The following is a 14,218-nucleotide window of genomic DNA, read 5'->3' on the forward strand; positions in this document are numbered from 1 at the left end:
CCGAAACGCCATGTTATTCAAATCAAGGTCTTTAGCCAAATACGTGAATGCCTCTCGAATGGGAGGCTTATAATCTAACACTTGTAAGTTATTGATTATAAGTGGTGGTCAAAGACGCTTTCGCGAAGAGGTAAGATCGTTCTGCTTGCTAAATGCGCGGACTATGTGTCTTACTCGGGAGGAGATACGCCACTTTTCGTAAGTGTCTCCTCGCGCTTGATTTCCTCACCAACACTTAGTGTAGGCGGAACAAGGGGTTATGAAATACCTTCGAAGAACGATCCTGCTGGGTATTCTAATAAGCGAGTCTCTGGCGGGCCCCCTTGTGGTGGCGCAGGAGACAGGCAAGCTCAGTCCGAGTTCGACTCAGGACCAAACCGTCCCAACTGCTCCGCGTGGTGGGTCCGCAACAGCAGGTGTGTTCGCTGCGGTAAAAGATTCGGAGCTGCGTCCAATTACCGCCGGAGGGTTTGTTCAGGAAGGTCCCGTGATCTTCAAAGATGTTGCGAAACAAGCTGGTCTGACAGGTTGGCATCACGTGATGGGCACGCCGGAAAAGAAGTACATTCTGGAAACCACCGGATCGGGGGTCGCCTTATTGGACTATGACAATGACGGCTGGCTCGATATCTACATGGTGAATGGGTCTACCTACGATGCGTTGAAGGGCACTGCGGACCCACCTCACGCAGCCCTGTTTCACAATAACCACGATGGAACATTTACGGATGTATCGGCCAAGGCCGGAGTCACGAACGATCGTTGGGGATATGGTGTTGCAGTTGGAGACTACGACAACGACGGCTGGCCGGACATCTATGTCTCCAACTTTGGCAAGAACCGGCTCTATCACAACAACCACGACGGAACCTTTACTGACGTAGCAGAGAAGGCGGGCGTAACGTTGGGGAACTGGTCTACGGGCGCCACCTTTGGAGACTACGACGGAGACGGCCGACTCGACCTCTTCGTTCCCGGCTATGTTCACTATGATGTAAACCATCCGCCTGATCCCGGCTCCGAAGCGGTTGGGTTAGTCTACTGCCAGTTTCGCGGCGTAAATACCCTATGCGGTCCGCGCGGACTTCAGGGAGAAGCCGATCATCTCTTTCACAACAACGGGGATGGCACCTTCACCGACGTCAGTGAAAAAGCGGGTGTCTCCGATAAGGCGCGATACTACGGTTTCACCGCGGTATTCGTCGATATCAACAACGACGGCGAGGTCGACCTGGTGGTGACGAACGATTCGTCGCCGAACTATCTCTACATGAACAACGGCGACGGAACTTTTGAAGATGCCAGCTATTACTCTGGTTTTGCGTTGAACCAGCAGGGACGCGACCAGGCTGGGATGGGGTTGGCGGTGGGCGACTATCTCAACAATGGATTGGTTGACCTGTATACCGGCACATTCTCCGACGACTATAAACCGCTCTTTAGAAATGGCGGGGATCAAGGGTTTACCGAGATTAGTCCAGAGATGGGCATTGCAGAGGTCACCTATCCGTTTCTCACCTGGGCAACCGAGTTTATTGATTATGACAACGACGGCTGGAAAGATATTTTTCTAGTTAACGGGCATGTCTATCCCCAAGTGGACAAGTATGACTGGGGAACGTCCTATGCTCAGCGTCCGCTGCTATTCCATAACGTCGACAGGGGAAAGAAGTTTGAGGTAATGCCCGCGGTAATTGGAAGTGGCCTTGCAGAGGTGATTCCAGGCAGAGGAGCCGCCTTTGGGGATCTGTTCAACGACGGCAAGATCGATGTTGTCATCAACTCGATGGATCATGTTCCTTCGTTGATGCGAAATGTTAACCCAGACCATCATCATTGGGTCGGGTTGAAGCTGATTGGCGGTCCAAAGAGTCCGCGGGATGCTGTGGGTGCAACGGTCTATCTGACAGCGAACGGGCTTCGTCAACGAACGGATGTCCTTAGCGGCGGCAGCTATGAGTCATCCAACGATCAGCGGCCGCACTTCGGAATCGGCGACGCAACCGCCGTGGATTCCGTTGAGATTCATTGGCCCAGTGGTTCGGTGGAACATATAACGATCCCGACGGTCGACCGTTTTTTTACGATTCAGGAGGGAAAGGGCGTTGTGCCAGGTGTTCTCGAGGAACCGGCAAAGGCGAAGGCGAACGCAGAAATCAGCAGACAAAAGATGCATTAGGTGAGTAAAATTCGCATCAACTCTCATAGATCTTTGGACAGTATTGCGAGAGAAAAATTGGGGTCGACGCTGGTGCTTTCCAAGTGGGCCAAAATGCAGGTGACGCGTGTCGTTAGCAATCGACGGAGCCTGGCTGCCGTAAGGGTGGCGTACGTCAGTTTAGTTGGAGCGTTCTTCTTGGGAATTGTTTTTGCGTTTATTCCTCGAATTCAAGCACACTCAGATCTAAACCAGACACAACAAAAAGTCGCCGACGAAGCTACAGTTCGCAAAGAATATGCAGATAGGGTTAGCAAAACCTACAATTTTGCCTTTGGAAAAGGAAATATTTCAACGCCGGGAAACGCTGCCGTACAGGGAGACACCTTCCTGGAGCCAGACGCGTTTCCCACGGCCGACTACTGCGGCCACTGTCACAAAGAGGCGTACCACCAATGGCGGCAATCGCTGCACTCCAACTCATTTCGAACACCCTTTTATCGCACCAGCGTCAATATCCTCATAAGAACCAAGGGGATTGAATTCTCACGCCACTGCGATAGCTGTCACAACCCGATCGCCGTACTTGGCGGAGGACTGACGCAAAACTCGATCGTCGACCGCAAATTTGATCAGGACGGATTGACCTGTACTACCTGTCACTCCGTGCAGAAGCTACAGTCGACGCTTGGCAATGGCGGCTATGTCATGGGTGTGCCCGCTGTTCTGGTTGACGAAAAGGGAGATCGCATTCCGGGACTGGTGCCGGATTCAGAGATATTGGCTCACCTCGATCGGCATTCGAAGGCGGTGATGCAAACCTTCTATCGTACTCCGGAGTTTTGCTCTGCTTGCCACAAGGCCAACTTGCCAAATCCATTAAACGATTACAAGTTTATTCGCGCATTCACTGCATATGATGAGTGGCAAAACTCGAAGTTCTCCCAGCGAAATCCTCTAACGTTCTATCAAGCTGATTTCACTACCTGTCAGGGCTGTCACATGAAGCGCGCATCGAATGCTCTGCCCGAGCCAGGAGCGAAAAACGGCACGTTCGCCTCGCACCGCTGGACTGCGGGCAATACCGCCGTTCCTTTCTACTATGGGTTTGATGAGCAGTTGGAGAAGACAATCGAATTTTTGAAGACAGGCAACTATCTAAACGTCGATCTATTTGCAATTCGCAAGACGAACGACGATAAGCTGATTGCGCCCCTGGGCTCGACCCCGTTCACACTTGCTCCCGGTGATGCAGTGCAGGTGATGACCGTTATTCAAAACAAAAACATAGGCCATTCCCTGATCCCCGAAGTTCGCGACCTGTATGAGGCGTGGGTGGAGTTTGTTGTTATGGATTCTAACGGAAAGGAGATCTATCACAGCGGCTTCATCAAGCCAGATGGAATGCTCGACGAGCGGGCGCATAGCTTTACCAACCGTCCTGTCAACACGGACGGGGTGTTTGTCGACAATCATAAGGTATGGACCATTCACTCTGTCGCTTATGACAACACCGTTCAGGCAGGCAGGTCTTCGCTCATTCGCTATGAGTTCCGCATTCCCCCTGAGGCGAAAGGTGCGGTAACAATAACTGCGAGGGTCAACTATCGACATCTCCGGCAGAGCTACCTCAATAATGTATTTGGGAAGGATCACGTTGCGTATCCAATCGTCGAGCTAGCTTCGCGCACCCGAACGCTGAACATCGGAGAGAATCCTGCAGGTGCGCCTGACGCTCACGATAACGCCGACTGGATGCGCTGGAATAACCTCGGAATCGCCTACCTCGATCAACTGCAGTACAGTGAGGCGATCCAGGCCTTCTCTCAGGTGATCAAGTTGCGTCCTGACTATGCGGATGGCTATACCAATATTGGCCTGACAAACATCGAATGGGAGAAATACGCCTCGGCTCGCGCGGGTCTTGAAAAAGCTATGGAGCTGAGTCCCAACAATGCGCGTGCGCTCTATTATCTTGCACTGGTAGAACGTCGAGCGGGGCACTCTGACGCTGAAGTGGAAGATCTGAAAAAGGTACTGGCGCAGTACCCACAATCGCGAGATGCTCGTCGCGAGCTTGGGATCTCATACTACCAACAGCGCAGACCTGAAGAAGCGATGGAGCAGTTCGAAGCGCTGCAAGCGATCGATCCTGACGACCTGACCGCACACTACAACCTTGCACTGCTCTATCGTCGCGCCGGGATGAAGGATAAAGCCAAGGAGCAATCGGCGAAGTTTGTCACGAAGAAGATCGATCCCGGCGCTCCTACCTATTCCCTGGATTTTCTGCGCAAGCATCCAGAGATCTCGATCGAGAGCGTGCCGTGGCACGTACATAAGGATGTAACGCATCTCGAAGTTATGAGTGCTGGGGGAGAGCACTAAGGCGCGTGGTGTGGAACCTTCTCAGCGGTCGGCATACTCGACGACATTCTACGGTGGGATACTCCTCTGCCAGAAAGAATTACGCTAAGGGGATGGCGTGAACAGAAGATATTGGATAGCAATTATATTTATGGCGATAGCTGGCACATTCGCCAGCCCGATGCGATGCGGGGCACAAACTCAATGTCCCTGGCTAAATGCAGCGACGGCCGCCGGCGTTCTGGGCGGTGAGGTTCAGGCGACCGCAACCGCTCTCACGCCACAGGGCGATACCACCTGCGACTTCAAGCGCACTCAGCAAGCCTCTGTCTTCGAGCTAAAGATCGCTGTGCACACGATGGCTCTCCCCTCGAGAGACTTCGCCGCGTATCTCGCGCAATGTTCCGGTACTCCAGTCCCCCTGAAGGCAATCGGCAATGAAGCATTTCAGTGTGTCCCGAGTAACAACTCCGATAACGGAGGAGAACAGATCATCGGTCGAGTACGGGACCGGGCTTTCGTCATTGACATCAGAAGAGGCTCGGCCAGACAGTCAACATCACCTCAAAACGGCTTGAGTGAAGAAGCGAGAAACATTGCCGAACAAGTAGCGGGGGCACTCTTTTAGATATGTCACTCTTTGCCCGCTCTCTTCGCAGGAGCCTGAAATCGATTCAGCTTTGCTTTGTCTGCTGCGTGGGATTATCTATGATCTCCTATGCAGAGGCCCAGCATGAACCAGGCGCGGGCATAAATACTTCAACTGATTCGGCCCAGCATAATCTGAGCCCAACTGAGGAAGCACAACGGCTAATCTCCCGTGGACAGTTGAGCGAAGCCGAGGTCCGATTGAACTCACTCGCAGCACAACAGCCCGAGCCAGCGGGAGTAGAGCGTATGCGTGGAATGATTCATTACCAGCGCAACGACTTTGCAGTGGCGAATTCAGACTTCGAAAAAGCCATACTTCAGGATGGCAGCGATCTGCAAGCCATACAGATGCGCGGCGTAACCTTGTATCGCATGGGGCAATCGGCTGCAGCGATTCCTTTCCTCGAACGCGCAAACAGTCCGATCGCCAGCGTAAACGCCGATGGAACGTATGTTTTGGCGATCTGTTATCTCGAGGTGCATCGATACGAGGATGCGCGTCGCATCTTTGCTCAGCAATACAAAATTTCAGCTGACTCAGCGGCATCTTATTTATTCCTGGGACGCATGCTGCTCCGCCGCAACTACCCTGCCGAGTCCGAGCAGATGGCACGCAAAGCACTCCAAATCGAACCAGGATTACCCTTGGCTCATCTGCTCTTGGGACAGCTCGCCCTGTCGCGCTCAAACGCCGCCGGAGCTGTCGTCGAATTTGAAGCCGAACGGACAATCAACCCCATGGACGGAGAGGTGTATGAACGTCTGGGCGACGCATACCTGCGAGCTCTGCGATACGAAGATGCGCAGCAGGCGTTGAACTGCGCGCTTCTACTGGAGCCAAATTCAACTGGACCTTATATTCTGCTCGGACAAGTTTTGTTGAAACGTGATGACGCCTTGACGGCGCTTAACTATCTGTTGCGTGCGGAACATATGGATTCCAGCAATCACCTCATCCACTTGCTTCTGGGGCAGGCCTTCCATGCCTTAGGCCGCAAGGAAGACGCAACACGTGAATACAAGATCGCAGAGAGCATCCAAAACGCTGACGAAAACCAAAGATAGCTTCAGGCACGGTGCAGTAGTCTCCACGTAACTCTCCTCTGCACGCTCATGTGCCAGGCTCGAATCTCTCGCAAACAGTTCTCTACGAAGACTGGAGCTTGGCAGCGTTAGAACACAGTTCGTTTGTGGGCGAGCTCCATGGGTGCACTGAAAGTTGGCTATCTGCTTAGTCGAATCGCGAATTGCACCACACGGGGGTCCGTTGTGGTCGTTGTGATGGTGCCGAACGCAGCGGAACCAAAGCTGCCATTGGGCTGCGAGAACTCCGGCGTGTTGGTGAGGTTGAACATCTCTGCGCGAAACTCAAGATCAGCTTTTTCAAACAGTCGGGTACGTTTGATGAGAGAGAGATCGAGGTCGCGATACGCGGGCCCACGTACTGGGTTGCGGGATGCGCTGCCGATAACAAACTGAGGAGCGGTAGCGAATGCCGCTGTGTTGAAGTAATGGGCGGGGGATCGCTGGTTGCCTGAGAGCTTAGGATTGCCGACAATATTGGGACGTTGAAGTGAAAAGCCAGCGAAAGAGTTGTTATTGGTGGCCTGCGTAACGGTGACCGGAATCCCCGACTGCAGCGACAGGATGGTATTCAAGCTCCAGCCTCCGAGCAGTGCATTGCCCACACCTGTTGCAGCGAATCGGTGGTTGCGTCCGGCTGGCAGATCGTAGATGCCGCTGAATGAGGTTACATTCGGCATATCGCCGCTCGAGGAGTCGCGCTCCAGATAAGGGCGGAAGGTGTCTGCTGCGATAAGAGAGCTTGTGTTGGGTGAGGAGAGAACGGTAGAGGAGAAGACAGAAGACGCATCGTCAATGAGTTTGGAGTGAGTATAGGCGAAGAGGAAGGAGATGCCGCGAAAGAGACGCTGTTCAGCCTTGACCTCAATTGCGTTATAGTTCGTGGTTCCCGAGTTATGGCGGTACGTCGCAACGTTTTGGAAGCGGGGATAGGGCTTGATGAGCTGCGCGGCGGATATGGTCTTCGTATTGAGGGAACTAGATGGGGGGAGTTGGCCGAAGTAAGGATTTGTGACTGGGGTTAACAACGAAGAGCCTTGCGCCAGCTGATCGGCCGTGAGCTGGTTAAGATTCGAGTCGGGGATACCGACATGAATGATGTTCGATCCGACGTATGCAACTTCAACCGACAGATTGTTGGTCACTGCGCGCTGGACAGCGACGTTCCATTGCTGCACATAACCCGAACCGGCGGTACGATCGGCGGTGTACACGCTCTGGCCAAGACCGGCATTAGGACTGAGCGGAATGGGGGCAACGGAAGGCCCGTGCGAGAGCGCAAAGGCTGCGTTCACACTGTCTTGTGTCTTCTGCGATACGCTCTGAATGAAAGGGAACTGGGGAACAGTGAAAGGCGTCGTGATTCCGGACTGGTCAATGAAGACGATTCCGAAGCCCGAACGGACGACAGTCTTCTCAGTCGCGAGATAGGTGAACCCCAGCCGCGGAGCGACATTGTCGTAGTGGAGTTCACGGGCGCTTCGCGAATTGCCATCGACGCCGACATAGTCAAGCTGTTGCGTAGCGAGATTGAAGACAGCGCCCTGATTGTTCTTTTCAGTAGAAGGATGATGCAGAGTCCAGCGCGCCCCGATGTTGAGAGTCAAGCGGTTGGAAGCCTTCCAGTCGTCTTGTAAAAAATATTCTTCAATATAGTCGCGAGGGCGAATCTTGGCCTGTTGAAGATCAATTTGGAAGGTATCAACTTGGCCAAGAAGAAAGCTGGCAATGGAGTTGCCGCTGTTTGTTACGCCTTGTTGGTTGGTTCCGGTGGTGGTGAAGGCGAAGGAGCCCGTCGGATTGGGAGGCGATACCGTATTCAGCTGATACCAGCGAAAATCGATACCGGCTTTAATGGCATGTGCGCCGCGGGTGTAGACAGCCGTGTCGACTACCTGCCAAACCGACGTCTGGAAGTTCGCGAAGGTGCTCGCGGAGGGGCCAAGCTGCTGGAAGCCAGTGAAGGTAAACAGCGGAAGGGCGTTATTGAACGCTGCGTTGGTGGGGATGCCTGGAATGCCAAGTGCGGCTGAGGCAGTGTCGGTGAGATCAGGGCCAATAATATTGTTGCTGCGGCGAGTGTACCCACCAGTGAGATTGTTGACCAGACGTGGGGAGAAGATATGAGCCTCGTTGGCGACGGCTTGCTGTCCACGCACATAGGAAAGTCCCGGTACGCCCCCCGTTCCGAGTGCTGCTCCACTGATCAAACCACTGCCATCAGGCAAAGGGGTAACGGGCTGCTCAACTTCGTTGTAATACGTGTAGCGGCCAAAGGCGTGGTCGCGAACTCCGTAAGCTCCATCGATGCGTACGTCGAACTGGTTCTGATGATCGGCATCATTCGCTGTGCGGCTGTAGTTGTTGGCGGCGTTGCCATTGGTGGGGATTGGGAAGCGTGCAAGGAGTGCTTCGGCTGCGGGGTCGAGCGGTATGTTAATAACGTCGCCGGGAAACTCCTGGCGAACATTTTTCCCGTTGACGATAGTGGTCGTAGCCGGGTTGTAGATCTTTGAGACGCCAGTGAAGATACCTTTGCGCTCATTGTTGGTAGGAATTGTGGAGGTGAGGGTGCGGCCGATAAGCTGCTTTACTCCCTGGTAGTCGCCAAAGAAAAAGAGGCGGTCGTAAAGAATGGGCGCCCCGAGTGTAGCCCCGTAAAGGTTGCGGCGGTACTCAGGTTTGCGTCCCGCTGGTGCGAAATAGTTGCGGGCATTAAGATCCTCGTTGCGAAGATATTCAAAGAGGCTTCCGTGTATGTCGTTGGAGCCCGACCGGGTCGCGACGTTGACCACGCCGCCGTTGAAACGGCCAAACTCCGCAGGCACATTGTTGGCTTCGATGGTGAACTCCGCAACATCATCGAGGATAGGAAAGAAGGCGACCTGACCCGGCTCGGGTTGCAGCGCCGAGATGCCGTCGTAGAGGTATTCATTGGTGCGTGGACGGCCGCCGTTGATGCGGGGAAGCAAGGTTCCGGGAGGCAGTTCGACACCCGGAGCCAATGTCGCTAGTTGAATGAAATTCCGTGTGTTGAGCGGAATAGCGGCAACTATGGCACCAGTGATATTGGTCTGAATGTTGCTGGTCTCTGCCTGTAGGAGAGGAGCATCGCTGTTGACGGTCACAGTCTGTTGATCGCCTCCAGGACTCAGCGTGAGATCAAGGCTCACGGTCTGTCCGACAATGACAGTGACACCCTCACGATCCAGACTCTTGAACCCAGGCGCCTTTACCTCCACACGATAAGAGCCTGGATTGAGATGGATAAAAAGATAATCGCCCGAACTGGAGGTGGTCGTAGACCGATGCAGATTTGTCGAAGACTCGACTAATTCAACCGGAGCATTTGCGATCGAGGCGCCCGAGGGATCGAGAACGCGGCCCTTCAAATCCGCTGCGATTTGAGCGGAGGCTATCGCTCCATCTATTAAGACGGGAAGGAAAAGGGCGCAAAAAAGGCGATGAAGCTTCATGAAACCCGCTCCTGGAAACGCAGCTTTTGAGGTGCGTCCGGTGGTCCTAAGGATTAGCGCGAACAGTCGAGCCGAGCCTGGCCTCCCCGCACGGTGTTCAACTCGAATATTACGAAGCTAGTCGATTCAAATCGTATAGTCAAACGATTCGCCCACGCATCGACAAACTGTCTGGTGCATTTTACGAAGGATCGTCGAGGCGCTCAATCATTACATCTGTCGATTTAATGAGAGCAGCAGCAAGATCGCCTTTCTTCAACTGAAGCTCGCGAACCGCGTTCGCAGTGATGATCGCAGTCACATGTGCGTCTCCTACAGAGAGAACAACCTCGGCGAGAAGGCCTTCTATGTGGATGCTCACAACCTTGCCCACAAGTTGATTTCTACCGCTGACCCGTCGATACCGCTGACGTGATTCGGCAGCGGGCTTCATCTGGTCTTTCGTCAGAAAAGGCTTCAAAGCAGCTTCTGACAACCGATGATGACCACCGGGAGTCTGAACGGTCTTCAACTTCCCGTTCAAGATCCATTGTTTGATCGTCGGGTAGCTCACACCCAGCATGCGAGATGCTTCTCGAGGCGTCAGCAATTGGCGAGTCGTCATGGCCTATAGTTGTAGCATTTTTCGAAGCCGAAGACACCTAAATGGTTTTTCACCGAAGCGGTGTCATCGATTGGAGCATCGTAGGAATCAGCTCCGAAACCGTAGGATGAATGTGAACTGCGCGTGAGAGGGTTGTATACGGGGCGCCTGCGTACATCATGCTCAGGATGCAATGAATAGCTTCGTCACCACCAGTGCCCAGGATGGAGGCTCCCAGAATTTTCTTGCTCTCTGCATCCACCAGCACCTTCATGAAACCCTGCGACTCTCCCTTCTCCACGGCACGGCCAACTTTTGTCATTGGACGAGTTCCGATCAAAGCGGGGCGCCCACTTTCGCGTACCTGCTTTTCGGTAAGACCAACCTGCGCCATGGGAGGATCGATGTAAAGGGCACTCACAGGGATACGGTCGCTCACTCGCCGAGAGCCATTCTTGAGAAGGTTATCAGCCACGATCTCAAAGTCGTTGTAAGAAGTGTGAGTAAAAGCTCCTCTGCCGTTACAATCTCCGAGCGCCCAGATTCCCGAGACAGAGGTTCGGAGCTGGTCGTCTACCGTGATATAGCCGCGCTCATCGGTCTGCACGCCGGCGGCTGACAGTCCGAGATCGTCCGTGTTTGGCTGCCTTCCAACGGCCAGAAGTATGCGCGATCCTACGACCTTAGGATGACCCTCGAGGCAGTCGAGTCCAACCGCTACTTCTCCTCCATTGTTTTCAAGTTGGATACAGTTCGCGTCGAGACGAAGCTGAATCCCCTCGGACTGCAGGATCTCCCGAACGCCGGAAGAGATGTCGTCATCCTCGTTGGGCACGAGGCGCGACTTGCGCTCGACGACCGTTACCTCAGCACCGAAGCGGCGATACATCTGCGCAAACTCCAACCCGACGTAGCTACCTCCGACGACGATGAGATGTTGCGGGAGTTCATCAAGATCGAGGATGGTCGTGCTGGTCAGAAAAGGAACATCGCCAACGCCGGGCATATTCGGCACGGCTGGCCTCGCGCCAACGTTCAGAAAAATATTCTTAGCATGAAGCACTTCCTCGCCAACCCGAATCTCATTTGGAGATTCGAAGCGCGCTGTTCCTGTAAAGACGGTGCACCGCTCCATGCCTCGCAGCCAGCTTTCAACGCCCGTCCGGGACTTCATTACGATCGCATCCTTGCGAGCCAGGACTTTTTTCATGTCCACGCTAACCGGCTCATGACGCACAACTCCGAAGTCGTCCCCCCGGCGTGCGATGTGTGCCGCATGGGCACTTGCGACCATAGCCTTGGTGGGCGTGCATCCAACATTGACGCATGTGCCCCCGAACAACTTACGCTCAACGAAGGCGACCTTCCAGCCGGCCTGCGTGAGTTGACCTGCCAGCGATGGCCCTGCCTGTCCCGCACCGATAATAATTGCGTCGAAGTCTTGTCTCATCCGAGTCTTGTCACAACCACAATAGCAAGTATGATCGCAACGGCGTCCTCAAGCAAAGCAGCGGGGAGATCTTTTCCAAAGACCTCAGCCAGTTTGGTGCGTACCGCGGCACCCCCAAGTGTGCCTGCGACTGCACCTACGGCGCCGGCGACAAGGCCGAGCACCAGCGATTGCCGTGCCGCTCCCACTGCCGCTCCAGAGAAAGCTCCGCTGATAACACGGAAGATGAACTGCGGAGGCACCTTACGGCTGGGCGTCTTCGGGAGTTTGTCGTTGATCAACTCGCCAATAGCGAGGACCGTGAAGATGTAGGGTGTAGCCGCGTATCCCAAAAAGGCGAGAGGAGTGCCTTGAAGCGGCAGTAAACCAAGACGAGCTGCCCAGCTTGCGGCTGCAGGTGCGGTCAGAGCGCGGAGCCCGGAGACGATACCAATCAAAAACGCAAGCACGATGATGAACATGAAAGCTCCTGTAGTGGGCCAAAACTATCTTACTTGTCGAGCGGTGGCGTCCCGGATGCCGAATGCATCGTGAGCCACGAATAGACTGTTTGTTTAAGGAATGTCGTTGGCCGAGAATATGCCCGGAGCGTGATAAAAGAAAGACCCAAAAGCGTACATCGCCACCAATCCCTTTGAGGGGGCAGTAGTTGTGCCTGCCGATCAAAGTTCAGCGAATTTTACAGTCCGAGTTCCGTAAGTCCAGGGTGCTCGTCGGGACGCCGTCCGAGCGGCCAATGAAAGAGCCTCTCACTCTCATTAATGGGTAGATCGTTGATGCAGGCATAACGATGATGCATCGCCCCATCTTTGTCGAACTCCCAGTTTTCATTGCCGTAAGAACGGTACCACTGCCCAGATGCGTCATGCGACTCGTAGGCAAAACGGACCGCGATGCGGGAGCCTCCAAAGGCCCATAACTCCTTGATGAGCCGGTAATCCAGTTCTTTTTGCCATTTGCGAGTGAGAAACTGAACGATCTGCTCTCGCCCGTTGACGAACTCGGAGCGATTGCGCCACTTGCTATCGAGCGTATAAGCGAGGCAGACCTTTTCAGGATCGCGCGAGTTCCAGCCGTCCTCGGCCTTGCGAACTTTAAGGATTGCCGTCTCCTGCGTGAACGGGGGGACGAGCGCGACTGTCGATTCATTGCTCATATTTATGCTCCTTCAGGCTACGCCGATGCTTGGTAACCATAAACTACTAGTGAAGCATTACGGTCAGAGCAAAGGCAAGCAGAGCAACGTCCCTGGCGTCAGGAATGAGATATAGCTGAAACCAGAAAAGGAGTCCTCATTGTTCCGTCTTTTGAGCGTCGTATTCCTGATCAGCCTGGGCGTCAGTCTGGCGATCGCCCAGGCGCCACCAACGCCGCCGGTAGCAAGCCACCCCGTTCGTCCTACTCCACCCACACGCGATCCACACACGTCTGGTTATGTCGCGGCCAGGGAGTTGCCCGACGGCACCAATGCTCCCACAAATGCCGATGGGAACTTTATCCTTGGCCCCACTCACAACCCGGCCCCGGAGATGACTGCGCGCGAAGGAGTGCCGCAGGGAACGGTGTATGAGTTCACTATGGATTCCGCTGACAGCAAGATCTATCCCGGCATCGCGCGGGAGGCCGGTACCTATGGCACTGTCGATCCCACTGACTCCGCCAAACTGGTGGTAAGCACCCACCCCGCTTCCTACACTCGGCGAGTGACGGTTTACGTCCCCAAACAATACGCTCCAGGCAGCGTCGCGCCATTCCTCGTCGGAACAGATGGACCCGACCGTGCGCTGTTCACGGCCCTGGACAATTTGATCGCCGAGCGCCGAGTGCCAGTGATGATCGCCATCTCCATAAGCAATGGCGGGAGCGATGCTCAGGGCAGCGAACGCGGCCTGGAATACGACACTATGTCAGGGTTGTATGCGGAGTTCGTCGAGAAAGAAGTGGTCCCCCTGGTCGAGAAGAGATACAACGTGAAATTGACCAAAGATCCCGACGGCCGCGCGACGATGGGCGGTAGCTCCGGTGGTTCGTGCGCACTCATCATGGCCTGGTATCACCCTGAGCTATACCACCGCGTTCTAACCTATTCGGGCACGTACGTGAATCAACAATGGCCATACAACGCCAAAACTCCTCACGGCGCATGGGAGTTTCATGAACACCTCATCCCGAACTCCCCGGTCAAGCCGCTGCGAATCTGGATGGAGGTGGGCGACAGGGACCTTCTCAATCCAAATGTCATGCGTGACAATATGCACGACTGGGTCGTCGCCAATGAGAACATGGCCAAAGTGCTGGCCGCAAAGGGCTACCATTACCAGTTTGTCTTTGCCCGCAACGCCGGGCACGTCGACCGGGCCGTGAAACAGCAGACTCTACCGGAGGCTCTGGAATATCTATGGCAGGGCTATCCCACCGCGATGCCGTGATTCACTTTTAGGACTCGCCAA

General features: G+C 54.4%; 9 protein-coding genes. 4 read left to right on the forward strand and 5 right to left on the reverse strand.

Features of this window, described 5'->3' with window-relative positions:
- Positions 1-259 precede the first annotated feature (259 nt).
- The 3 genes from HDF10_RS03250 to HDF10_RS03260 all read left to right on the forward strand — a co-directional run bounded on the left by HDF10_RS03250 (position 260) and on the right by HDF10_RS03260 (position 6,241).
- On the forward strand, positions 260-2,179 hold the full coding sequence (locus tag HDF10_RS03250) for a CRTAC1 family protein (protein ID WP_183810383.1): 1,920 nt from the start codon (positions 260-262) through the stop codon (positions 2,177-2,179).
- Entirely contained in the window at positions 2,180-4,546 is a 2,367-nt protein-coding gene (locus HDF10_RS03255; protein WP_311732647.1) for a tetratricopeptide repeat protein, read from the forward strand.
- 876 nt (positions 4,547-5,422) lie between these two features.
- The gene (locus HDF10_RS03260) at positions 5,423-6,241 is read left to right on the forward strand and encodes a tetratricopeptide repeat protein (RefSeq protein ID WP_221271387.1); all 819 of its coding nucleotides are present in this window, start codon (positions 5,423-5,425) and stop codon (positions 6,239-6,241) included.
- A gap of 158 nt (positions 6,242-6,399) precedes the next feature.
- Here the strand turns inward: HDF10_RS03260 and HDF10_RS03265 are convergent, their stop codons facing one another.
- From HDF10_RS03265 to HDF10_RS03285, 5 genes are all read right to left on the reverse strand, one after another.
- Complete coding sequence (locus HDF10_RS03265; protein ID WP_183810387.1) at positions 6,400-9,735, reverse strand: carboxypeptidase-like regulatory domain-containing protein; 3,336 nt, start codon at positions 9,733-9,735, stop codon at positions 6,400-6,402.
- Between the two features lie 181 nt (positions 9,736-9,916).
- A complete protein-coding gene (locus HDF10_RS03270) occupies positions 9,917-10,339 on the reverse strand; it encodes a TOBE domain-containing protein (RefSeq protein WP_183810389.1) in 423 nt (140 codons plus the stop codon).
- A 49-nt stretch (positions 10,340-10,388) separates the two neighbouring features.
- A complete protein-coding gene (locus HDF10_RS03275) occupies positions 10,389-11,768 on the reverse strand; it encodes an FAD-containing oxidoreductase (RefSeq protein WP_183810391.1) in 1,380 nt (459 codons plus the stop codon).
- Positions 11,765-12,229: a DUF4126 family protein gene (locus HDF10_RS03280; RefSeq protein WP_183810393.1), complete on the reverse strand. Its 465-nt coding sequence runs from the start codon at positions 12,227-12,229 to the stop codon at positions 11,765-11,767. The genes HDF10_RS03275 and HDF10_RS03280 overlap by 4 nt, the downstream gene beginning before the upstream one ends.
- Before the next feature lie 218 nt (positions 12,230-12,447).
- Positions 12,448-12,924 (reverse strand): nuclear transport factor 2 family protein, encoded by a 477-nt coding sequence (locus tag HDF10_RS03285; RefSeq protein ID WP_183810395.1) that lies wholly within the window; start codon positions 12,922-12,924, stop codon positions 12,448-12,450.
- Positions 12,925-13,063: 139 nt separating this feature from the next.
- On the opposite strand from HDF10_RS03285, the gene HDF10_RS03290 reads away from it, so the two are divergent.
- Positions 13,064-14,197 (forward strand): alpha/beta hydrolase, encoded by a 1,134-nt coding sequence (locus tag HDF10_RS03290; protein WP_183810397.1) that lies wholly within the window; start codon positions 13,064-13,066, stop codon positions 14,195-14,197.
- The last annotated feature ends 21 nt before the right edge of the window (positions 14,198-14,218 follow it).

Source organism: Tunturiibacter empetritectus (assembly GCF_014201375.1).
GTDB classification, from domain to species: Bacteria; Acidobacteriota; Terriglobia; order Terriglobales; family Acidobacteriaceae; genus Edaphobacter; species Edaphobacter lichenicola_D.